The sequence below is a fragment of the Pseudomonas sp. NPDC088890 genome (assembly GCF_044900155.1).
GTDB lineage: Bacteria > Pseudomonadota > Gammaproteobacteria > Pseudomonadales > Pseudomonadaceae > Aquipseudomonas > Aquipseudomonas urmiensis.
Genome location: NZ_JBJDNG010000005.1, coordinates 1 through 22598 on the forward strand (window position 1 = coordinate 1; position 22598 = coordinate 22598).

Annotated in this window: 20 protein-coding genes and 1 pseudogene; 9 read left to right on the forward strand and 12 right to left on the reverse strand. The window is 62.0% G+C overall.

Going from position 1 to position 22598, the window contains the following annotated elements:
• Nucleotides 1-222: pseudogene (locus ACI2JX_RS12430) on the forward strand (hydrolase); the annotation flags it as partial.
• Nucleotides 223-306: 84 nt separating this feature from the next.
• On the opposite strand, the gene ACI2JX_RS12435 reads toward ACI2JX_RS12430, so the two are convergent.
• On the reverse strand, nt 307-600 hold the full coding sequence (locus ACI2JX_RS12435) for a hypothetical protein (RefSeq protein ID WP_186552983.1): 294 nt from the start codon (nt 598-600) through the stop codon (nt 307-309).
• A gap of 463 nt (nt 601-1063) precedes the next feature.
• Between ACI2JX_RS12435 and ACI2JX_RS12440 the strand changes: the two genes are divergently transcribed.
• On the forward strand, nt 1064-1348 hold the full coding sequence (locus ACI2JX_RS12440) for a HigA family addiction module antitoxin (RefSeq protein WP_404690178.1): 285 nt from the start codon (nt 1064-1066) through the stop codon (nt 1346-1348).
• A 5-nt stretch (nt 1349-1353) separates the two neighbouring features.
• Here the strand turns inward: ACI2JX_RS12440 and ACI2JX_RS12445 are convergent, their stop codons facing one another.
• Nucleotides 1354-3138: a monovalent cation:proton antiporter-2 (CPA2) family protein gene (locus ACI2JX_RS12445; protein WP_404690179.1), complete on the reverse strand. Its 1785-nt coding sequence runs from the start codon at nt 3136-3138 to the stop codon at nt 1354-1356.
• Between the two features lie 134 nt (nt 3139-3272).
• On the reverse strand, nt 3273-4247 hold the full coding sequence (locus ACI2JX_RS12450; RefSeq protein ID WP_264233928.1) for a GlxA family transcriptional regulator: 975 nt from the start codon (nt 4245-4247) through the stop codon (nt 3273-3275).
• Between the two features lie 135 nt (nt 4248-4382).
• Between ACI2JX_RS12450 and ACI2JX_RS12455 the strand changes: the two genes are divergently transcribed.
• Together ACI2JX_RS12455 and ycaC are read left to right on the forward strand one after the other, a co-directional pair.
• The gene (locus ACI2JX_RS12455) at nt 4383-4745 is read left to right on the forward strand and encodes a helix-turn-helix domain-containing protein (RefSeq protein ID WP_404690180.1); all 363 of its coding nucleotides are present in this window, start codon (nt 4383-4385) and stop codon (nt 4743-4745) included.
• Between the two features lie 58 nt (nt 4746-4803).
• A complete protein-coding gene (ycaC, locus tag ACI2JX_RS12460; RefSeq protein WP_186552979.1) occupies nt 4804-5430 on the forward strand; it encodes an isochorismate family cysteine hydrolase YcaC in 627 nt (208 codons plus the stop codon).
• A gap of 31 nt (nt 5431-5461) precedes the next feature.
• On the opposite strand, the gene ACI2JX_RS12465 is transcribed toward ycaC, so the two are convergent.
• Entirely contained in the window at nt 5462-10561 is a 5100-nt protein-coding gene (locus tag ACI2JX_RS12465; protein WP_404690181.1) for an AAA family ATPase, read from the reverse strand.
• Nucleotides 10562-10823: 262 nt separating this feature from the next.
• Here ACI2JX_RS12465 and ACI2JX_RS12470 point away from each other — a divergent pair, with 262 nt between their 5' ends.
• Both ACI2JX_RS12470 and ACI2JX_RS12475 read left to right on the forward strand, forming a co-directional pair.
• Nucleotides 10824-11819, forward strand: a complete 996-nt coding sequence (locus tag ACI2JX_RS12470) for a response regulator (protein WP_404690182.1) — start codon at nt 10824-10826, stop codon at nt 11817-11819.
• The gene (locus ACI2JX_RS12475; RefSeq protein ID WP_404690183.1) at nt 11816-12199 is read left to right on the forward strand and encodes a response regulator transcription factor; all 384 of its coding nucleotides are present in this window, start codon (nt 11816-11818) and stop codon (nt 12197-12199) included. The genes ACI2JX_RS12470 and ACI2JX_RS12475 overlap by 4 nt, the downstream gene beginning before the upstream one ends.
• Nucleotides 12200-12241: 42 nt before the next feature.
• Here ACI2JX_RS12475 and ACI2JX_RS12480 read toward each other — a convergent pair whose 3' ends face one another.
• The 5 genes from ACI2JX_RS12480 to ACI2JX_RS12500 form a co-directional block, all read right to left on the reverse strand.
• A complete protein-coding gene (locus tag ACI2JX_RS12480; protein ID WP_186552976.1) occupies nt 12242-13543 on the reverse strand; it encodes an Nramp family divalent metal transporter in 1302 nt (433 codons plus the stop codon).
• Between the two features lie 173 nt (nt 13544-13716).
• On the reverse strand, nt 13717-13968 hold the full coding sequence (locus ACI2JX_RS12485) for a DUF2790 domain-containing protein (protein WP_264233915.1): 252 nt from the start codon (nt 13966-13968) through the stop codon (nt 13717-13719).
• Nucleotides 13969-14110: 142 nt separating this feature from the next.
• A complete protein-coding gene (locus tag ACI2JX_RS12490) occupies nt 14111-15598 on the reverse strand; it encodes a YifB family Mg chelatase-like AAA ATPase (protein ID WP_404690184.1) in 1488 nt (495 codons plus the stop codon).
• A gap of 123 nt (nt 15599-15721) precedes the next feature.
• Nucleotides 15722-16876 carry a hypothetical protein gene (locus ACI2JX_RS12495; RefSeq protein WP_404690185.1) on the reverse strand — a complete coding sequence of 385 codons (1155 nt, stop codon included), beginning with the start codon at nt 16874-16876 and terminating at the stop codon, nt 15722-15724.
• Between the two features lie 131 nt (nt 16877-17007).
• On the reverse strand, nt 17008-17301 hold the full coding sequence (locus ACI2JX_RS12500; protein ID WP_404690186.1) for an accessory factor UbiK family protein: 294 nt from the start codon (nt 17299-17301) through the stop codon (nt 17008-17010).
• 419 nt (nt 17302-17720) lie between these two features.
• Here ACI2JX_RS12500 and glnK point away from each other — a divergent pair, with 419 nt between their 5' ends.
• The 3 genes from glnK to sutA all read left to right on the forward strand — a co-directional run bounded on the left by glnK (nt 17721) and on the right by sutA (nt 20183).
• Nucleotides 17721-18059 carry a P-II family nitrogen regulator gene (gene glnK, locus ACI2JX_RS12505; protein ID WP_002555808.1) on the forward strand — a complete coding sequence of 113 codons (339 nt, stop codon included), beginning with the start codon at nt 17721-17723 and terminating at the stop codon, nt 18057-18059.
• Nucleotides 18060-18106: 47 nt separating this feature from the next.
• The gene (locus tag ACI2JX_RS12510) at nt 18107-19429 is read left to right on the forward strand and encodes an ammonium transporter (protein WP_186552955.1); all 1323 of its coding nucleotides are present in this window, start codon (nt 18107-18109) and stop codon (nt 19427-19429) included.
• Nucleotides 19430-19859: 430 nt separating this feature from the next.
• Nucleotides 19860-20183, forward strand: coding sequence for a transcriptional regulator SutA (gene sutA, locus ACI2JX_RS12515; RefSeq protein WP_186552954.1), 324 nt, complete (start codon nt 19860-19862; stop codon nt 20181-20183).
• Between the two features lie 104 nt (nt 20184-20287).
• On the opposite strand, the gene ACI2JX_RS12520 is transcribed toward sutA, so the two are convergent.
• Genes ACI2JX_RS12520 through ACI2JX_RS12530 form a run of 3 tightly spaced genes read right to left on the reverse strand, consistent with a single transcriptional unit; the run spans nt 20288 to nt 22589 of the window.
• On the reverse strand, nt 20288-20983 hold the full coding sequence (locus ACI2JX_RS12520) for an HAD family hydrolase (protein ID WP_264233907.1): 696 nt from the start codon (nt 20981-20983) through the stop codon (nt 20288-20290).
• A complete protein-coding gene (gene xerC / locus ACI2JX_RS12525; RefSeq protein WP_264233905.1) occupies nt 20980-21879 on the reverse strand; it encodes a tyrosine recombinase XerC in 900 nt (299 codons plus the stop codon). Before xerC ends, ACI2JX_RS12520 begins: the two co-directional genes overlap by 4 nt.
• Nucleotides 21879-22589, reverse strand: coding sequence for a DUF484 family protein (locus tag ACI2JX_RS12530; protein ID WP_264233903.1), 711 nt, complete (start codon nt 22587-22589; stop codon nt 21879-21881). The genes xerC and ACI2JX_RS12530 overlap by 1 nt, the downstream gene beginning before the upstream one ends.
• Nucleotides 22590-22598: the final 9 nt, after the last annotated feature.

The window sequence follows — 22598 nt, forward strand, 5'->3', positions numbered from 1 at the left end:
GTGACCGATGCCTCCGGCACCTTCAACGAGATGACCCGCGACGCCGCCCACGACCGCATGAGCCGTGCTGGCGCCCAGCTGATGACCTGGTTCGGCGTGGCCTGCGAGCTGCACCGCGACTGGCGCAACGACATCGAAGGCCTGGCCGCGCTGTGCTCCAACCACATCCCGGACTACCGCAACCTGATGACCAGCTACAACGCGCTGACTGCGGGTCAATAATCAGCCACTGCAATCGAAAAGGCCGGCATCCCTAAGGGGGTGCCGGCCTTTTTGCATGTGTCGGTGAAAAAGCTGGCGAGCTATTCAGCGCACAGGCTGCGACTCGATCCCTTCCAGCATCGCTTCAACCAGCGCATCAGCCATTTCGACGGCGTGCAGGTTGGCCCAGAACAGACCTTTGCCTTTTTCGTGCACATGATCGAGTGCCTGGTAGCCACTGGCGTAGGCGCTGCGCAGGTACAGCGCGACATGCACCAAGGCGTCGTGGGCGGTGATGTTGGGATTGACACAGAAGATCGGCGGATGGCCGGCGTCGCAGTGGCCGAAGGCGTGTTGCTGGGTGCTGGGGAGCGGTGGGTCGGGGACGATTTTTTTCATTGCAGAACCTTCTTGAGTGGACTGCAACCAATCTGTTTCCACGCAGAGGGCGGCAGCTGTACGCGGGGTGGAAAACCGGTCAAGAAGGAATCCGGTAGGCCAGAGGCCTCCCGCGCACAACTGCCATTGAGGCAGTCCAATCTTGACCTTCCAGGTTTCCACACCCGATCGCTGAAACGTCAGCGACCCGGTCAGCCTAGTGGGCTTGGATTTCCCGGACAATCAGATGGGGGGCGACAGATTTCGTAGGGTATTTCGCTGGTCTGGTGGTAACCAGTAAGAAAGGTATTCAGCGGTTGTAGGACGATGCTGATACAACAATCTTGGGGCGCAAAGCGGCTCCAGTTGTTCTAGAACTCGCGCATTTGGGAAGAATCCCACGATTCCCATGGAAGGCATGCCCGGGTAATTCGAGTTCATCAAGCACAAACTTCTGAACTGATAAATCTTCAGGTTACAGACTATGGCTATACACAATCCGCCTCATCCCGGCGAATCTCTGCGCGAAGATGTCTTGCCTGCGATCGGCATGAATGTCTCGGCATTGGCTCGTCACCTAGGTTATTCCAGAGGGCAGTTGTCCACCGTGCTCAATGGCCGCGCCGCCCTCTCTGCCGACTTGGCTTATCGTCTTGAGCTGGCAGGCCTCGGTGATGCCCGCCAGTATTTGGCTGAGCAAGCCGCGTACGATCTCTGGCAGGCCGCACATAGAGAACATCCGCAGATTACCCGTCTGGCTTTTGCCTGAGCCGCTCAATCGGCATCAGACTCGAACAAGCGTTGCAGCTCCTCCCGCGCCTCCTTGGCGTTCTGCATTACCTTGGCGCGGTCATCACGCACACGGCCCTGGGTCTCCAGCACCTGTTCGTCATGCTCGGTGAAGCGCTCGATACGATCCGCCGCCTGCTCCTCGGTCAAGCCCAGGCCAACCAAAGCGCGCCGGGTCATCTCCAGGCTGGAGTAGAAGGTTTCCCGAATCGGTACGGCGCCAACGTCAGTCAACTTGTGCACATGCTGGCGGTTACGTGCCCGGGCCAACACTTTCAAGTGCGGGTAGAGGCGCTTGACCCGTTCGGCAGTGCGGGTGGTGATCTCAGGATCATCCGTGGTGATCACGAAATACTCGGCCTCGCCGACCTTCGCCGCATGCAGCACCTCGGCGCGCAGTGGGTCGCCATAGAACACCGGTACTTGTTCGAAGGTGCGGGTCATTTCGATGGCGTCCACCGACGTGTCGAGGGCGATGAAGGGGATGTTCTGCGCGCGCAGGATGCGCGAGACGATCTGGCCCATGCGGCCCATGCCGACGATCACCACACGCGGCGCATCAGTCTGGATCTGTTTGTACTGCTCGGGCACTTCGCGGGTGGCTTGCGGGCGCTTGAGCAGGCGCGCGCAGATGATCAATAGCATCGGGGTAGCGGCCATCGACAGGGTGATGGTCATCAGCAGCAGGTCATAGGTGTAGGCGTCGAACAGGCCTTGGTCCTTGCCCAGCTTGAAGACCACGAAGGCAAACTCGCCACCGGCCGCCAGCACCACGCCCAAGCGCAGCGCATTGGCTTTGTTGAGGCCGCCGATGCGCCCGACCAGCATCAGCAGTGGCAGTTTCACCGCCACCAGCAGCAGCGTCAGGCCCAGCAGCAGAAGGGGGGCCTCGAGCAGCAGGCTGAGATTTGCGCCCATGCCCACACTGATGAAGAACAACCCCAGCAGCAAGCCTTTGAACGGTTCGATCTGTGACTCCAGCTCGTGGCGATACTCCGAGTCCGCCAGCAGCAGGCCGGCCAGGAAAGCGCCCAGGGCCATGGAGATACCGGCTTCTTCCATCAGCCAGGCGGTACCGATTACTACCAGCAGCGCAGTGGCGGTGGAGACTTCTGGCAGGCCGGTGCGGGCGACGATGCGGAACACCGGGCGCAGCAGGTAACGACCGCCGACGATGACCACTGCGATGCTGGCGAACACCTTCAGGCCATGCTCCAGGCTGTCGCCATGACTGGTGTCCGGGCCACTGGCAGCCAGCAACGGCACCAGTGCGATCAGGGGAATGGCGGCGATGTCCTGAAACAGCAGGATGGCAAACGCCAAGCGGCCATGCGGCGCGTTGAGCTGCTTACTCTCGGCGAGGCTTTGCAGGCCAAGCGCAGTGGAGGAGAGCGCCAGGCCCAGCCCCACCACCAGCGCCGCCGGCAGCGATTGGCCGAAGCCGAACACGGCAATGGCGCCAATGACGGCGCCGGTCAGCAGCACTTGCGCCAGGCCCACGCCGAAGACCGCCTTGCGCATCAGCCACAGGCGTCGAGGCGAAAGCTCCAGGCCGATGATGAACAGCAGCAGGACCACGCCCAGTTCGGAGATATGCGCGACGCTTTCAGTATCGCGGATCAGCCCCAAGGCCTGTGGGCCGATGGCCACCCCGGCGAGCAGATAGCCGATAACGGCCCCCAGCTGCAGGCGCTTGGCCAGAGGCACGGCAATGACGGCGGCAAGCAGAAAGATCACCGCGGTTTGTAGAAGGCTGCCTTCGTGTGGCATCGCTCGGACTCCATGAGCTGCTACGGGGCAGCGTTGAATAGGTGGAGGGCGGATTGTGGGGTGTCGGGGAGGCTTGGACAATCTGGATCGTATGAGACTGATTGTCTCCTTGAAGGTGACAGTCAGTTTTGCCCTCAGCCCTCGCCAAACTGCGCGCGATACTGATTCGGCGTCATCCCGATCCGTTCGCAGAACACCTTGCGCATGTGCCGATCGCTACCAAAACCACTGCGCGCCGCCACTACCTTCAACGCAAGGTCGCTACCTTCAAGCAGTTTGCGGGCGTGGTCGATCCGCGCATTCTGCAGGTACTGCAGAGGTGTCAGGCCCACCTCGCGGTGGAAGGTGCGAGCAAAATTGCGGCTGCTCATCGCCACCAGCTCGGCCATCTTTTGCACGGTATACGCTTGGTCGATGTGATCGACGATATACGCCTGGACCCTGGCGATAGGTGAGCCATCGCGCGGCACAGCGGCAAGCAATGGCCCGTAGGGCAACTGGCCGCCCTGGCGATGGCGGGCCACCAGCAGCACCTTGGCCACTTCCAAGGCCAACGCTTTGCCGTGATCTTCGGCGACCACGGCCAAGGCCAGGTCGATCCCGGCGGTAATCCCGCCCGAGGTGATCAGGTTGCGGTCAGTCACGTAGATCTGCTCGGTCTCGACCTTCGCTTCGGGAAACTGCTGGGCCAGGCGCTCCACGTAGTTCCAATGGGTCGTGCAGCGAAAGCCGCCGAGCAGGCCGGCGCGGCCGAGCAAGAACACCCCGGTGCAGATCGCGCCAAAGCGCTTGGCGCTGGCTACGGCCCGGGGCAGCCAGTTTTCCAGCCCAGGCAGCGCCACGTCATAGGCGCCCGGTCCGCCTGGTACCAGCAACAGGTCAATGTCACCGGGCAGCTGCTGCAAGCTGAGGTCAGCCACCACCTGCAAGCCACAGGAGCTGCGGATCTTGCCTTCGCCCTCAGCCAGGGTAAGCAGGCGGTAACGGCGTTCTGCAGGCAAGAAGCGGTTGGCCAGGGCGAACGCGTCCAATGGGCCCGTCACGTCGAGCATCAGCACATCATCGAACAGGACCACTGCCACGGTTTTGTAAGCATGGGGCTGCTGCATAACCCATATACCTCTTGAATCTGTGCGGCATCTTAACAAGGCGCGGGCGGCACAATTAAGAACTATTAAGCTTTGCCTCAGGACTTTGTCATGAGCCGGCGGCGAGACTGCTCCCATTGAAAGAGGAGCCTCGCCATGCCCACCCAGACCGAGCCAGGCGCACTTACGGCCGGGCGTCTGCATCGAGCCAAGGAGCTGATGCTGCACAGCGACCTGTCGATCATCGAGATCGCCGCTGTGTGCAACCTGACCCGCAGCCACTTCTCTCGCGCGTTCAAGATCAATACCGGGCTCTCACCACAGGCCTGGCGCCTGCTGGCGCGGCTGGAGAAGGCCAAGCAACTGCTGGTCACTGAAGCGCCAATCACCCATGTCAGCCTGGAGTGCGGGTTTTTCGACCAGTCGCACTTCACCCGTGTCTTCAGCCGCCTGGTCGGGCAGCCGCCCAAGGCCTGGCGCCAGTCGGCCAGATCGCAAGTTCCGAGCTACCACCCTTAAGCCATTTCTATCCCTATGGATAGGTCTGAAGGGTGTTCCCAACCCAAGGAGTTACATCATGAGCAATCCCGACTACAAGCGCCTGAACAAAGATGATGCCGTGGTACTGCTGGTCGATCACCAGACCGGTCTGATTTCGTTGGTCCAGGATTTCTCGCCCAACGAATTCAAGAACAACGTCCTGGCCCTGGGCGATCTGGCCAAGTTCTTCGGCCTGCCGACCATTCTGACCACCAGCTTCGAGCAAGGCCCGAACGGCCCGCTGGTGCCCGAGCTCAAGGAAATGTTCCCGGACGCGCCATACATTGCCCGTCCAGGGCAGATCAACGCGTGGGATAACGAAGATTTCGTCAAGGCGATCAAGGCCACTGGGCGCAAGCAGTTGATCATCGCGGGCGTGGTCACTGACGTGTGCGTGGCGTTCCCGACCTTGTCGGCCCTGGCCGAAGGCTTTGAGGTGTTCGTGGTGACGGATGCGTCCGGCACCTTCAACGAAACCGTGCAGCAGGCGGCGTGGGTGCGCATGACCCAGGCCGGGGCGCAGATGATGAACTGGTTCTCGGTGGCGTGTGAGCTGCACCGTGACTGGCGCAACGACATCGAAGGCTTGGGTAATCTGCTGTCGCAGCGGATTCCTAACTATCGCAACCTGATGAACAGCTACTCGGCACTCACGGCCAAGTAATACCGCGGGGCCGCTGCGGCGGCCCCAGCTTTCAGGGCAGCGTCACCACAATCCGGCAGCCGCCCAGCGTCGAGGCCTGCACACGCAGACTGCCGCCATGCGCCTGCACGACTGAATTGCAGATCGCCAAGCCCATCCCCAAGCCACTGGCCTTGGTGGTATAGAACGCATCGAAAACCCGCCCTTGCTCCTCTGGCGCGATACCTGGGCCGTTGTCATCCACACTGATTTCAACGCCTGCCTCGCCAAGGGCGCAGGCAATCTGCAGCACCCCGTCAGTGCGAAAATCGCTTAGCGCTTCCAGGGCATTGGTGATCAGGTTGAACACCAGTTGCTGAATCTGCACTGCATCGACCTTGGCGCTTAACCCAGGCTGCAGTTGCGCCTGGACCTTCACCGCAGCCCTGAGCGCATCGGATGAAGTCATGCGGATAACGTCTTCGAGCAACTCATCCAGCCTGGCCACCTTGAGCTGCATCGGCGTCTGCTTGGCCAGGGCGCGCAACGCCTTGACGATGCTCGCCGCCCGTTCGCTGTCGGCGCGGATGTCTTGCAGGCCGCCGATGGCTTCCTCAAGGTTGGGCTGCTCGCGCTTGAGCCAGCGCAGGCTGGCCGCGGCATTGGAGGCGATGCCCAGCAGGGGCTGGCTGATTTCGTGGGCGATCGAGGCGGACAACTCGTTCATCACCTGCAGGTGCGAGCTGCGCGCAAGCTCGGCGCGCGAGTGGCGCAGTTCCGCGGCCATCTGCGCGCGGGCCTGGTTGTCTTCGGCCAGGCGGGTATAGAACTTGGCCGTCTGGAGCGATACTGCGGCCTGCGAGGCGAGGATTTCCAGCATGGCTAGCCGCTGGCTGCCGAACAGGTTGGGCACCAGTCGATTTTCCAGATAGACCAGGCCGATCAACACCCCTTGAATCACCAGCGGCAGGCACAGCACCGAGCGCGCGCCGCGCGCTTGCAGGTCGTGGCGGAAGGCCTCGGGGCAGTCGGACAGGGCGTCATGCAGCAGCAGCGGCTTTTTGGTGCGCATGGTCGCGTTGATGATCGATAGCGGCGCTTGGGTGATGAACTTCTGGCAATCTTCCATGCTCACTTGCAGCCCGCTGTCGCTGATGGCTGCACTGGCGGCCATCTGGAACTCGGCACCGCTGACGATCAGCAACGCGCCGTGGTCGGCACCGGAGTGCAGGGTCAGGTGGCCCATGAGCGTTTCGATCAGCCCTTCAAGCAGCACTTCTTCAGACAGCGCCCGCGCAGCCTGGATGCCGGCTTCAAGGTCCAGGCTGGCCTGGGAGGTCGAGCGATAGGTCTCCTGAATCGGCTGGGTACGCAAAAACGGGTGCAGTGTTTCCAACTGCCGCACCTTGCCGACTGCACCCCAGATATGGAAGCAGTCGCGGGCAATACGCAGGTGCAGGTTGGCGCCGGATATCAGACCGCTGGGGATGCACACCTCGGCCAGTTGCTCGTGGGCCAGCGCTTGTTCATGAATGAAGCCTGCGGCGGTAGCGGCGATCTGCGCCTGGTCAAAGCAGCGGATGGCTGCCAGTCCATCGCCGTCGAGTCTGGCGATCACCCCTTCGATCAACAGCAGTTTGTTGCGGAAGGTGACTGGATTGAACTGTGCCCACTGGCTGAACAGCTCGCGCAGCCGGCTCAACTGTTCACGCTTGTGCTCAAGGCTGCCGGGCGCTTCCGGGCTGCCCAGGGTCAAGCCGCAAAACAGGTGATAGTCGGCCAGGTTGATATGCGCAGGCACTGCCCAGGTCAGGGGGGCAGCGCGTTCTAGGGCGACCACGGCCTGGTTGATATCCCCCAGGTAGAACGCCGACATGCCTTCGAACAGCCGCTTGAAGAATAACGTCGTGCGTGAGGTGGCGTGGGTTTCCACGGCGTCGTAGCGCGAGCTTTCGAGGCTGTCGCGGTAGGCTTCGCCACCCTCGCTCAAGGCGCTCACGAAGGCCTGTTGGGCCAGCAGGATCTGTTCGATATCGCGATAGCCATACTGGCGCACAGTAGCCAGGCCGCGTTGGATTTCCTCGGCAACCGAATGCAAGGGCTGGCCCATCACGAGCGAATCGGAGACCAAATGGTTGCAGGCGTAGCAGGCCATCGCCAGGTCGCCGCTCAAGCGTCCCGAGTCGATGGCTTGCTGCGCGGTGCGCCGGGCGAAATCCATCGACGCAGTCCAGGCGCTGACTTGGTCGAGGGCTAGCAGGGTGCTGGTCAGGTCGACCTCAAAGCCGTACCGCTCGATCAGTTTGAGCGCCGCCAGGCAGTAGGCGTGACCATCGTGATACGCACCAAAGCGCTCTGCCGCCATCACCCCGAACCAGGCAAGGCCGTAGGTACTGCCGGGGGCAACGCCGTGCGCGAGGGTCAGTTCGAGGATTTTCGCCAGGTGCAGGTAACGGATATCGTCATCAATGAAGAAGGAGCAAGACAAGGTCGCCAGTAGGCCAATGGCGACGATGACTGTTTCGCTCTCGGCCTTGGGCAACGCCTCAAGGCAATGCCGGCCGCGCTGTTCGATCAGCGCCTGGATACTGCGCAGTTGAGCCTCGACCTGGAGCGCATCGCTGCCACGGCCAAGCTCGATGCCCAGCAGGCGCAGGCCTTCAAGCGCATCGTTGATCGCCGCGTCATAGTCTGAATGCAGGGTTTTGAATCGTGCGCGCAGTTTGCAGGCGATGGCCTGGTCGAGCGGCGAGCGCGCCCGTTTGCGGCATTCACCGATCCGCTGCTGGGCTTGGCTCATGCGCGACAGCAGCATGTCGCCTTCTGCCGCCATGCAGGCAAGGCTGAAGGCGTGTCGGTAGTCGACCGCTGGCGAGCCGCAGGTCTGTAGCAGTTCCTCGCCGGCGTTCAGATATCCTGCGGCTTGCTCGTACGAGGCCGAGTCACGGGCGCGTCGTGCCGCCTCCATCAGGAGAATCAGGTAGGCCTCGCACTCCTCAGTGCTGAACACAGACTTTTCTGCACGTTGCACCTGATTGGCGATCTCGAACACTGCATCGGCCAGCGCATTGCGCCACACGTATTTCATCACCCGGGCGATCTGGGCATGCTGTGCAGCGCGCTCCGGAGCGGCAGTCAGCAGGTAGGCGGCTTCCTCCACGCGGTCGTGCGAGAAACTCAAGCCGTGCTGGCTGGCCGCAAGAAAGCCTGCGTCCAGCAAAGCGCTGAGATGCTCGCCCAAGCGATCGTGGTCGATCGTCACCAGCTTGGCCAGCAGCGGTGGGTCGAAGCGCCCGCCAGCGGCGCCGGCGACTCGCAGGATCTCCCGTTGCGCCGCTGGCAAGCGGCCCAGGCGATGGATCATCAGGTCGGCGACATTGTCGGCATAACGGTGTTGGGCCACAGCTTCGAGAGACCACGACCAGCGCATGGCCAGGGGGTCGAAGGTGAACAATTTGTCTTCGACCATGGCTTTGAGGATTTGCCGAGCGAAAAGTGGGTTGCCGGCGGTTTTCGCGTGCACCAGTTCAGCGACCTGCTGGGCGTCGTCAGTGCTGACGTGATAGCGCTCGCTGATCAGCTGAGCGACGGCATCGACAGGCAGCGCCAGCAGCTCCAGGTGATGGCTGTGCAGCGGGGTCAAATGGGTAGAGTTGGCCAGTTCGTAGGCTTTGCCAGCCGGGTTGCCGGCAGCATTGCAGCGGCTGGCAAAAATCAGCAGCAGGTTAGCCGGGGAGCGCGCCAGCAACTCCCTGAGCAGGTGCAACGAGGCGTCGTCAGCCCACTGCAAGTCGTCGAAAAAAAGAATCAATGGCCGGCCAGGCGCGGTGAACAGTTGAAGGAAATCGACGATTGCCCGCAACTCCTTTTCCAGTGCCAGCCGAGAGGGTTGTTGCGGAAATTCGGCCATTGGCCCGATGATCAGCTTCAGCTCTGGGGCCAGGGTGCCGAGCAAGCGGCCGCGGTCTTGGATGCGCTGCTGGATCTGGCTGCGGATGGTCTCCAGGTCTGCAGGGTTCTTGGCCAGCAACTGGGTGGTCAGCGCGCCGAGGATGTCGACCCACGGGGCGTAGGGGATGGCCTGCTCCAGGCTGTTGCATTTGCCGGCCGCCCAATAGCCGGCGTCATGATCGCGCAAGGCCGCCTTGACCAGACTCGATTTGCCCATGCCCGTCGCCCCGCTGATGAACAGCGCTTGGGCTGTGCTGTCACGACGCAAGGTCTTGAGGATGCGGGCGATGGACTGCAACTCGCTGCTGCGGCCATACAGGCGCTCGTGAGTGCAGGGCATGGGGTCGGAGCAGCCCAGGGTAAAGGTCGCGATCGTCTGGCTCGCCTGCCATTGACGCTGGCAATGGGCAAGATCGACGGCCAGCGCCTGGGCGCTCTGGTAACGCGCATCAGGCTCTTTGGCCAGTGCCTTGGCGAGGATCAGGCTGATCGCCTGGGGCACGTCTGGGCTGAGCTCGGCGGCGGGGCGGGGCCGAACGCCTGCGTGCAGCTGGCGCCAATGCTGCTTGTCGCGACCGGCCAGCGGTAGTTCACCCACCAGTAGTTGGTAGAGGATGGCGGCTAGGGCGTAGAGGTCGCTGCGTCGGTCGCTGCTGGAGCCGTGCGGGCAAACCTGCTCGGGTGCGAGGAACGACCAGGTGTCGATTGCTCTGCCCTGATCATTGATCCGCTGGCCGCTGTCGGCCTGGAACCCACCGAGCTTGACCCGATTATCAGCGAGCAATACGACATGCTGGGGCTGCAGCGCGCCATGCAAGACCCCGGCCTGATGGGCCTGCGCCAGTGCGTTGCTGGCGTTGACCGCGATCTGCAGAAACGCGCCCAGGGTAGGCCGTCCTTGGGCGATGACTTCGGCCAGCGATTCACCTGCTGGGTAGACCAACAAGGGGCCTTCGGCCGAGCGCACGAATGCACATGGCGTGACAGCCCATTCAGGGTCGAGCCGCAGTCGGTAGTCGCGCTCCAGACGCTGGCAGGCAGCGGGCGATTCCACTGGCGCGCGTATCGCCGTCCAAGCTCGAGCAGAACGTGCGTCCCACAAGCGGAAGTAGCTGAGCTCGCCCTCCTGTGCCAGCAAGGCCGTATCGCAACGGTTGAGCCAGTCTTCATCGATCGACGGATCGTGATCGATAGGCCATTGAACGAGGCGTTCACCCAGCATCGCGCATCCCCTGCAGCCTGCATGTTCAACGCGAGTATACGCAGCGGACCCGGCGCGAATGCCCGTTGTAGGCGGCTTGGCAGGAATGGGAACCAATCTGACCGTTCTGGATCCTGCGCCGCGGCCTTTGCTCGATTGCCGCGTGCGTTGGAGGTGTATCCTCAGGCCAACCTATCCCTCGGGATAATTGTCTGAACGCGCACGCTCACCTAGATTGCATGGGGCTGTGCAACCGCCTTGGCCTGTGAAACTCGAGACGATCATGATCCGACTAGGCAATGCGCTGGTGTCGCTGGAGCGACGAGAGGCTTTCCTCGACGGCAAGCCATTGCCTCTGGGTGGCCGTGCGTTCGATGTCCTGGCGATGCTGGTCAGGGCCAAGGGCCGCGTGGTGAGCAAGGAAGAGCTGTTCAGCCAGGTCTGGGCGGGCACCGTGGTCGAGGACAACAATCTTCAGGTGCAGGTATCGCTGCTGCGCAAGATGCTCGGTGACAAGCGCCTGATCCAGACCGTCGCCCGTCGAGGCTACCGGTTGGCAGTCGATACTGCCGCAGACCTTGCGTCATTTGCCCATAGCCCTTCATTCAACCTCGATCCCGACCTACCGCCCCCGAGCGACGATGGCGCCGCTGTGCCGGTGCTGGTGGTGGACGACGATCCATCGGTGCGCTCCGCGCTGGGCAGGTTGTTGCGGGTGGAGGGTATCCCTCACCGGCTTTACGCCTCGGCAGAGGAACTGCTGCAGGCGCAGTGGGATTCACCTTATGCCTGCCTGTTGCTGGACATCAATCTGCCAGCCGCTACTGGGCTGGAGCTTCAGGACATGCTCGGCAAGCTCGACCTGCCGTGGCCGGTGGTGTTCATGACCGGCTACGGGACTATTCCCATGGCGGTGCAGGCAATGCGCGCGGGGGCGATCGAGGTGCTGACCAAACCGTTCGATGAGCAGCAGCTGTTGGCGCTGCTCGATGTCGTACGTTTGCGCGCGGTGGCGGCGGGCAGGGCGTGGCAGCACGCGCGACAGGTTAAAGACAAGTATGCGCGCCTCACTACTCGCGAGCGCCAGGTGTTTTCGCTGGTGGTCAGTGGGCTGTCGCACAAACAGATCGCCAAACACATCGGAACCAGCGAAGTGACGACCAAGGTGCACAAGAAAAACATCATGAACAAGATGCAGTCGCGCTCGCTGGTCGATCTGGTTTCGATGCACAACGTGGTCGCGAGCTCTGGCTACGTCGAGGGCCAGGGCGCCGCATGAACGGACCCGTTTCAACCGCCAAGGCTTGGGTGTGCATCGTCGATGATGACGAGTCCGTTCGCAAAAGCCTGGCCAACCTGTTGCGCTCAGCAGGCTTCGACCCGCTGCCGTTCAGCTCGGGGGAGGAATTCCTCGGGTCAGGGATGGCGCGTGAGGCGGGCTGCGTCTTGCTCGACTTGAAAATGCCGGGGCTCGGTGGCTTGCAGGTTCTACGTGAACTGGCGGCGATGGGTTGGCGCGTGCCAGTGATCTGCATGACTGCACACTGGAACGATGCCGGGCTGGATGAGTCGATGCGCGAAGGGGCGGTGGCCTGTTTGCGCAAGCCATTCAGCGAAGAGGCGTTGTTGCAGGCAATAGGCTTGGCCTTGGCTGTTTGATACCGGGGCCGCGAAGCAACCCCGGTCACGTTGTACGATGACTTAAGTGAACAGATCCACACCCAGCTGGAACGCTACCCACAACGCAAGGCCGGTGGCGAAGGCCAGGGCAATGTTCTCGAACAGGTTGTTGCGGTACTCCTTGCTCAGCAGCGACTTCTGGTTGGACATGATCAGCAAGCCCAGCGAAATCACCGGTAGACCGACGATGTTCAGTGCGCTGACCCCGATGGTCAGGGTGACGAAGTCCGGCATGCCGGGGATCGACCAGATCAGCGGCGTGACCAGGATGAACAGCATGAACCAGCGGTGCGCCGGGTCCTTGTGGAACTCCTTGCCATAGCGCTCACGCCGCTGTGGCCGCACGTGCTGGAAGGCATCAGTAATCAGCATCGGGAAGGCAGTGGTCTTGCCGGAGATGCTGGCGAACAAGGTCGCGAACACGCCGATGAAGAAGATGTACCAACCGATCGGGCCGAAGAACATTTCCAGGGCCTTGCCCAGGTCGCCCAGGGTGTTCACTTCGATGCCATTGGGACGCAGGATTTCTGCGCCGACGATCCAGATCGCCAGGTTGATCACGATGCCGACGAACACCGCGAACAGCAGGTCATTGCGCTGTACACGCTTGTGCTGCGGGCCGGTCCAACCTTTCTGGCGCATCACGTACGGGTGGACGAAGTTGGCCACCGACCCTGCCACCGCACCGATCACCGACACCGCGACCAGCATGGCGCCGTGCACGCCCTCATCAGCAGGGATGCTAAAGCCGATGGTGCCTTTGACGATGCCGACCACATCTGGGCCAGACATCACCGCCAGGGCGAGAAACGCCAGGGTCATCACTGCCAGCAGCAGCTTCATCACCCCTTCGATCATCGAGTAGATATTGCGCCCGACCAGCATCCATACCGCCAGCACCACGGCCATCGAGCACAGCAGCGGATAGTCGATGCGCAGCAGCATCGCCAGCGCTTCGCCGGCACCCTTGATCATGTAGGCATTCATCAGATGGCCCATGAGCAAGGCATAGCCGAGCATGAACCAGGCAAACACCGGATGCAGTTGGGCGTAGCCCTGGAGAATGGTCATGCCCTGGTTATTGCACAGCTGGAAGCGGGCAATGATATTGACGATCAGGTAGCGCAGCAGCAGTGACACTGCCAGCACCCACATCATCGCGTAACCGTAGTTGGCCCCGGCCACCGACGAGGTGATCAGATCACCTGCGCCGAGCCAGGACAGCACGGCAATGATGCCCGGCCCGAGCAGTTTGACTACCCGAGAAAGGCGGCTTTGCGAGGGCGTGGCAGTTTTGCCCTCCACGGAAGGTATGCTCGTCATCGATGGTGTCTCCGTTATTTTTGTTGTGAGAGCTGGCGCAGTCGAACACAGTAGATAGGATGTCGTACAACTAAAATTACGTGCTAAATATTACAAGATGTTTCTATTTTGGTGATGGCCTTTTAATGCGAAAGGGCCGCAAAGCGGCCCTGTTCGGTGTGTCTGACTCACATTCAGTTCTGATTGGCGAGGGTGTTGGGTTGGCTGTAGCTCACCTGGTGTACCTGGCCATTGCTGTCGCGGTAGGTGAGTGTGGCGGTACTGCTGTGGCCTTGAGGGTTTGCCGGGGCCTGCACGCTGATCACCTGATCGATGTCCATGCCGTAGTGGTAGGCGCGGACTTCACCGGATTGGGCGAAGACACTGGCACTGCTGGCAACGGCGAAGGTGGTAGCGGCAATGGCGAAGCTTTTGCGAAGGGTCATGATCGTTCTCCAGATGAGTCGGTAGTGGGCGACGACTGCTTGCTGTCTGGAGGCAATATTGAGCGCAAATAGTTAGCGCGCAAAATATATTGCTGCTATGGCGAGGATTGAACCGGTGTATGGGCCTCCCAGCCCGCTCCTGTCAGGACCCCGGCCGATACTGCAACGCCTCGGCCAGATGCGTGCGTGCGATGTCCTGCACCTGTTCCAGGTCGGCCAAGGTCCGTGCGACCTTCAGTAATCGGTGCGCCGCGCGCAGCGACAACGTCAGGCGTTCACAGGCGTTTTCCAGCCAGCGCTGGTCTTCGCCGCTCAAGGGGCAGTGCCGGCGCAGACCCTCGAGGTCGAGAAAGGCATTGGCGCAGCCTTGGCGGCGCTGCTGTACGTCGCGAGCTTCGGCGACCACGCGGGCGACGCTGGCGCTGGTCTCACCGCTGGGGGTGTTGGTCAGCACGGTGCTTTCGCGGGCCACGGTCAGGTGCAGGTCGATGCGGTCGAGCAGCGGGCCGGAGAGCTTGTTGCGATAACGCTGGATCTGCTCGGAGCTGCAGCGACAGCGTCCGCTGGGGTCGCCCAGGTAACCACAGGGGCAGGGGTTCATTGCCGCCACCAACTGGAAGCGGGCAGGGAAGCGGACTTTGTCCTTGGCCCGGGCGACGACGATTTCGCCCGATTCCAGCGGCTCGCGTAGCACCTCAAGCACCCGGCGTTCAAACTCGGGCAGTTCGTCCAGAAACAACACGCCGTGATGGGCCAGGGTGATCTCGCCTGGCTGTGGACGACTGCCGCCACCGACCAATGCCGGCCCGGAGGCCGAGTGGTGCGGATGGCGAAAAGGTCGCTGTGGCCAGCTGTTCAAGGGTGTGCGCCCGCTGACTGACTGGATGGCGGCAACTTCCAGCGCTTCGTGTTCATCCAGCGGCGGCAGTAAACCCGGCAAGCGGCTGGCGAGCAGGGTCTTGCCAGTACCTGGCGGGCCGGTGAACAGCAGGTTGTGCGCACCTGCCGCCGCTACCAGCAGGGCGCGTTTTGCCGCGATTTGGCCTTGCACCTCGCTCAAATCTGGGTAAGGCCTGCTCTGCAGGACCAGGCCATTGGCAGCATAAGGTGGCAGCGGCACCTGGCCATTTAGGTGAGCGACCAGTTCCAGCAAATGGCCGATGGCATACACCACCAGCCCGCTCGCCAAGCTCGCTTCTTCGGCGTTATCGCGCGGCACCACCAAGGCGCGACCGGCCTCGCGGGCAGCGAGCGCGGCGGGTAGCACGCCTTGCACGCTGCGCACTGCCCCCGAGAGGGCAAGCTCGCCCAGGCATTCGATGTCGCTCAGGGTAGCTACCGGGACCTGGCCATCGGCGGCGAGAATGCCCAAGGCAATGGCCAGGTCGTAGCGTCCGCCATCCTTGGGCAGGTCGGCGGGGGCGAGGTTCTGGGTGATGCGCCTGGCGGGGTAGTTCAGACCGGCATTGACGATGGCGCTGCGCACGCGGTCCTTGCTTTCTTTGACCGTCACTTCCGGCAAGCCGACCAGGGTCAGGCTGGGCAGGCCGTTGGCCAGATGGGTTTCAACGCTGACAGCCGGCGCCTGCACGCCGACCTGGGCGCGGCTGTGGACAAGGGCAAGGGACATGGACACTCCGTGGTCGCTGAGATGTAGGCCGCCTCCTGCGGCTTTTCAAAGCGTAGCGGCGCCGTCACCGAGGCAACTGGAAAGAGTGAGTCGAGGTTTTACCGGCAAGCGCAGGTGCGCGGCTCACGCTCTGGTCAGCCACTCGGCCATGGCGGAATCTTCCAATGCGTATTCGCCGCGATTGGCTTTCCATACCAGCTCTTGCTCGCGCAGCACCTCAAGGGCTTTCTGCACATTGGGAGCCGTCGCGTTCGGCAGGTTCTGGCCCAGCTCCAGCCGACGGTTGATTTCTGTGAAGGTCTGTTCACTGAACGGCGAAAACGGCTGTTTGTCGATGACGCGCCGCGCCATCACCTCCAATACCGCCTGCTGCAAGGGCGAAAGCTCGTTGAAGGCACTTTCGTAATCACTCCAGACCCCGGCCTGGTGATTGAGTGCACCGGTTTTCAGCAACTCGCCAAGATTGCCCGCTTCGCCCAAGCCGACACTGACTTCCGCGAGCAATTTGGCGAGCATTTCCGGGCGTCTGCCGACCAGGCCGAATGCATACTCGAGATCTTCGACCTTGAACTGGTTGGTAGCGGCCAGGCGTTGGTTCCACACCTGGGTGATGAATGCGACGAACTCTTTGCCCAGGAGCGGAAAGGGCGTGATGTTGGCGCCATAGAAGGGCTGTTTGCTTTTGAGTACCAGGTTGGCCAGTTTGTCGCGACTTGATCCGGTGAATACCAACCGTAGGCCATCCGGGTCGCTGCCGCGGTTGAGCTGATCGCGGGCAGCCTTGAGGGCAAACATGGCGTTGATGCCGCTTTCGGTATTGAGCGCGTGCTGCGCTTCATCGATCACCAGCACGACCATCTTGCCCGCTACCGCATGCAATACCCCCAGTGCCTGAGCCAGGGTGGTGCCTTGTGGCAGGCGCGGCTTGCTGAAATCCCAACTCAGGGTACGGAGCAAGTTGATCTTGTCGATTCCCGCCTTCTTAGCGACTTTTTCGAACGCGCTTTGGTATTGGCCCAAGGCGTTACCGATGGCGGCGCTGATCAAGTCGGCGGGGTCGGCTTCGCGGTCTGCCCAGAGGTCGACATACACCGGCAGCCAGCCACGGCGTGCGCACTCCGGGATCAGGTCGTTGTTGAGGAAGGTACTCTTACCCGTACGCCGCGGGGCTGCCAGGAACATCCCCGAGCTATAGTCGACCAGCGATTCCCCGGCCAGATCGTTGGCAAGTGTCTTGGCCAATAGCTCTCGTTTGAAGATCGGGCGGGAAGGGCTCATCGAATTATCCTAAATTATCTCGCTTGGTATAATTTATACCTAAAAAGATAATGTTGGCATAAAACAAAATTCAGACCCGGGCGCCTGCCCTCTGGAGGGGCAGGGCTAACGAAGCCAAATGACGGCCTGCATCAATCTGCTGCTGAGTTATCCGTTGCTGGCTGGGGCGCTGCGGCGGGAGCCATTCGCGCATCCAGCTCGGCAACCTGTTTCTCCAGGGCCTCCAGGCGTGCGCGGGTGCGCGCCAGGACCACCATCTGACTGTCGAATTCTTCGCGGCTGACCAGGTCCAGCTTGCTGAAGGCGCTTTGCATGAGGACTTTGAACTGGCTTTCCAGTTCGGCGCGCGGTTGCGCGGTGTCGCCGCTGAACAGGCGTGAGGCTTGGTCGCTGAGGGCGTCGAGTAGGGCTTTGGGCGCGAGCATGTTCGGCTGTCCGCTTGATCAGTGAAAAGAGCGCCAGTGTAGCACGCCACCTTTGGCTCTCTGGCTGCCCCTGCGTTGCACAGTTTTTGCGCAGCGCCCCTGAATGACGCGCACCGAAGTTGTGCATGTTTTTGCTGGTGGCGACTGGCCAATCCTTCGTGTTTCACGCAACAAGCTGTTTTTGGGCGGTTTATCCGACCTGGCAAGGTTTCTGCAAAGACCTCTGCGAGCCATGCACTGATGCAGTTCCTTGTGACCAGGCAGTGCGCAGGCCGAGCCGAAAGGCTGTTCAGCACCGTCGAGGCGTGCATCGACGGTGAGGAGGGTGCCAACGATGCGTTACAAAGCCGGGCGCTGCGCTTAGACTTGAGACGGGTTTGTTTTCCTGGGGCAAGTCCACCAAATCGGGAGAGAGTTTCATGAAGCTAGTCACTGCCATCATCAAGCCGTTCAAGCTGGACGACGTGCGCGAGTCGCTGTCGGAAATCGGCGTGCAGGGCATCACCGTCACCGAAGTCAAAGGCTTCGGTCGGCAGAAGGGCCACACCGAGCTGTATCGCGGTGCTGAATACGTGGTCGACTTCCTGCCCAAGGTGAAGATCGACGTTGCCATCGACGACAAGGACCTGGACCGGGTAATCGAGGCCATCACCAAGGCCGCCAACACCGGCAAGATCGGTGACGGCAAGATTTTCGTAGTCAATCTGGAGCAGGCGATCCGCATCCGTACCGGCGAAACCGATACCGACGCGATCTAAGCAACAAAAAAAGCCTCACCAAACCCAACGCCCCAGGAGAAAACAACATGACTCTGCGTAAGATCGCAGGGCTAGGAGCCCTATTGTCCCTCGCAATGCCAGGCCTCGCCCTGGCCGAGGAAGCTGTCCCCACGCTGAACTCCGGCGATACCGCCTGGATGCTCACGGCGACGGCGTTGGTCCTGTTCATGACCATTCCGGGCCTGGCCCTGTTCTACGGCGGCATGGTCCGCTCCAAGAACGTGCTGTCGGTAATGATGCAGTGCTTTGCCATTACCGGCCTGATGAGCATCCTGTGGATGGTCTACGGCTACAGCCTGGCTTTCGATACCACCGGTATGGAAAAAGGCGTTCTCAATTTCAGTTCCTTTGTCGGCGGCTTCTCCAAAGCCTTCCTCAATGGCGTTACCCCTGACAGCCTGACCGCTGCCTTCCCGGAAGCGGTGTTCATCACCTTCCAGATGACCTTCGCCATCATCACTCCGGCGCTGATCGTCGGTGCCTTCGCCGAGCGGATGAAGTTCTCGGCGATGCTGATCTTCATGGCCGTGTGGTTCACCCTGGTGTATGCGCCGATTGCGCACATGGTCTGGAGCGGTGACGGCGCGCTGATGTGGGACTGGGGCGTACTGGACTTCGCTGGCGGCACCGTAGTGCACATCAACGCCGGTATTGCAGGCCTGGTCTGCTGCCTGGTACTGGGCAAGCGCAAAGGCTACCCAACCACGCCAATGGCCCCGCACAACCTGGGCTACACCCTGATGGGCGCAGCCATGCTGTGGATCGGCTGGTTCGGCTTCAACGCAGGCTCCGCGGCTGCGGCCAACGGCACTGCGGGGATGGCCATGCTGGTCACGCAGATCGCCACCGCTGCTGCGGCGCTGGGCTGGATGTTCGCCGAGTGGATCTTCCATGGCAAACCGAGCGCCCTGGGTATTGCTTCGGGTGTGGTTGCCGGTCTGGTCGCCATCACCCCGGCCGCTGGCACCGTCGGCCCGATGGGCGCCCTGGTGATCGGCCTGGCCTCGGGTGTGATCTGCTACTTCTGCGCCACCAGCCTCAAGCGCAAGCTGGGCTATGACGACTCGCTGGACGCCTTCGGCGTGCACGGCATCGGCGGCATCGTCGGCGCGCTGCTGACCGGCGTGTTCGCAGCACCGGCCCTGGGCGGCTTCGGCGCGGTCGAGGACATCGGCGCGCAGTTCTGGATCCAGGCCAAAGGCGTGATCTTCACCGTGGTCTACACCGCCATCGTCACCTACGTGATTCTCAAGGTGCTGGATGTGCTGATGGGCCTGCGGGTCAACGAAGAAGAAGAGTCGGTCGGCCTCGACCTGGCTCAACACAACGAACGCGGCTACAACCTGTAACCGCGACGCTGGAAAAACTTGCCCGGTTCGCCGGGCATTTTTTTGTCTGAATTTTGCAGTTTCGCGCACAGCAAACGGTTTATCTGCGCCGTTTGCGACGCGCGCAAAAAACTTACAACACATAGGGCGTTTATGGAGCTTTGCTTTTTCTGCGAGCACGCTAGAATGCGCGCCGAAGGGTGTTAGACGAGTAGTCCCCACACTTCGCTACCCTTTGCTAGGCTTGCCAATATCGTATGGCCAGCAAGGGCTCAAAAGATTTCGTCAGGTCCTGCCAGGAGCAGGGCCTGCAGGGTCCCGCCGCCCATCCGGAGGCGGATGCCCAGGGCAGTGGCCAACCCACGGCCAGTTGAATTTTCACCGGTGGCAGCCGGTCTACGGCTGCACTGGTCTATAACTAACCTGCTTTTCGCAAGTCATGAGGTAGAACATGAGCGACGACGATCTGGAAAATGATGACCTCGAAGTAGGCGACGAAGACGAGGCTGATGACGGCCTGGAAGCTGCGGCGGACGACGGCGCGGAAGACGCTGGCGACGATAGCCCCGCTCCGGTTGCCAAGGGCAAGTCCAAGGCGGCGGTCTCGGTAGACGAGATGCCGAGCATGGAAGCCAAGCAAAAGGAGCGTGATGCGCTGGCCAAGGCGATGGAAGAGTTTCTGTCGCGCGGTGGCAAGGTGCAGGAAGTGGAGGCCAACGTGGTCGCCGATCCGCCCAAGAAGCCGGACAACAAATACGGCAGCCGCCCTATCTGAGTGGTTGTTTGCAAAAGAGCCCGCCGTCGCTGCGGGCTTTTTTGTGGGTGATGGCGCCGGGCAAGCCCGCTCCCACGCAGCCGCTTGAGTGCTTGCTGATTGCCTCAGCGCCAGCGCGCTAGCACCTCGGGTAATTGCGACAGCCGCTGAATCTCCGCGTCCGGCGCTTTCTCGCCGGCCCAGGCCTTGCCTTGCGGGTTGAACCACACCGCGCGCAAACCGGCGCGCTGGGCCCCGGCGATGTCATCGCCAGGATGGTCGCCAATGTGCACGGCATGCGCCGCCTGCACTTCACCGCGCTTGAGCGCTTCGAGGAAGGGCGCTGGGTCTGGCTTGCCAATCCCCAAGTCCTCGGCGCACAGGGCGAACTTGAAGTAATCCGCCAAGCCGATCCGGCTGACGTCGGCATTGCCATTGGTGACCACGCCTAGGGTGTAGTGGTGGCGCAGGATCTCCAGTACCGGCTGCACTTCAGGGAATACCTCGACCTGATGCCGCGCATGCAGGAACACCTCGAAGCCTTCGTTGGCCAATGCCTGGGCCTGCTGCTCGCTATAGCCGACCTCTTCCAGAGCATGGAACAGCACCCGCCGGCGCAGGGCGCTGATGCGGTGCTTGAGCCCAGGCTCAGCCTGGACCAGGCGTTCGCGGATGGCATACAGGTGCTCGACCGGCACACCGCCCAGGCGCGGGGCGTTGGCTTCGAGCCAGTCGCGCAGGACGGTTTCGGCGCTGAGAATGACCGGTGCGGTGTCCCACAGGGTGTCGTCCAGGTCGAAGGTAATCAGCTTGATGCTCATGAGTCTGTGCCTTTGCTGCGTTTGGCCCGGGGGTGGGCGCTGTCGTACACCGCGGCCAGGTGCTGGAAGTCCAGGTGGGTATAGATCTGCGTGGTGCTGATGTCGGCATGGCCGAGCATCTCTTGCACGGCGCGCAGGTCCTGGGACGATTCCAGCAAATGGCTGGCGAAAGAATGGCGAAGCATGTGGGGATGCAGGTGCTGGCCCAGCTCGCGCTCTCCGGCCGCCTTGACCCGCAGCTGGATGGCCCGTGGGCCCAGGCGCCGGCCTTGGCGGCTCAAGAACACCGCGTTGTCACGGGGGGCGCTGATGCCGCGCAGCTTGAGCCACTCTTGCAACGCCTCGCGGGCTTTGCGACCGACTGGCAGAACGCGGGTCTTGTTGCCCTTGCCCTGGACCTGGACCAACCCAGCGGCCAGGTCCAAATGCTCAAGATCGAGATTGGTCAATTCCGATAGGCGCAGGCCTGAGGAGTAGAACAGCTCAAGAATGGCCTGGTCGCGGCGGGCGATGAAGTCGTCATCGACGCCGCCTTCGAGCAGTTGCAGGGCGCGGTCGGTGTCCAGTGCCTTGGGCAGGCGCTTTTCGCCCTTGGGCGGCGACAGACCATTGGCTGGGTCGTGCGTGCAAACGCCTTCGCGGTTGAGGTAGCGATACAGCCCGCGCACTGCCGACAGCAGCCGGGCGATGCTACGTGAAGACTGGCCATGGTGATGCTGGCGCGCCACCAGCTGGCGCATCTGCTGTATCTGCAGCGCTTGCCAGCTGGCGATGCCCTGGCTGTTGCAGTATTCGAGGACCTTTTCCAGGTCGCGACGGTACGCCAGCTGGGTGTGTTCCGACACCTGGCGCTCGTTGCGCAAGTGTGCGCAATAAGCCTCCAGCTGGCGCTCCATCAGCGCACCGGTCGCAGGGTCTGGGTCAGGCGCGGGACGACCCGGCCGAGCACTTCGGCGATGTAGCTGAGGAACAACGTGCCGACCGTGCTTTTGTAGTGCTGCGGATCGCGGCTGCCGATGGCCAGGACGCCGTGCAGGCCCTGGTATTCCAGCGTCGCGACCGCACTGGAACCGACTTCCTTGCGCTGCTCGTCACCGAACAGGAAGGCCAGCTCGTGTTCGCGCAGGTTGCCGCTGACGGTCTTGCCGCTGCCCAGCAGAGCCCCGATGGCCTGTTGCGCCTCGCTGTTGCTGACCCAGCGGCCGACGGGCGTGGCGTTCTCGCCAAACAGGATCAGGCTGACGAAGGGCACCTGGAATTCCTGGCGCAGGCTGTCTTCGACGGCCATCACCACTTCTTCCAGGCTACTGGCATCGAGCAGGTCGAGAATCAGCCGGCGGGTTTTATCGAACAAGCGGTCGTTGTCGCGGGCCACGTCCATCAGTTGCGACAGACGATGGCGCATCTCGATGTTGCGGTCGCGCAGCAGCTTGAGCTGGCGCTCCACCAGCGACACGCTGTCGCCGCGCTGGTGGGGGATGCGTTGCTCGATGAGCAGTTCGTCGTGCTCGGCGAAGAACGTCGGGTGGGCACGCAGGTAAGCCACCACCGCCTCGGCATCGAGGTCGGTGGTTTGTTCGGGTACAACCTGTGGCTGATCGGTCATGGCGGTTAC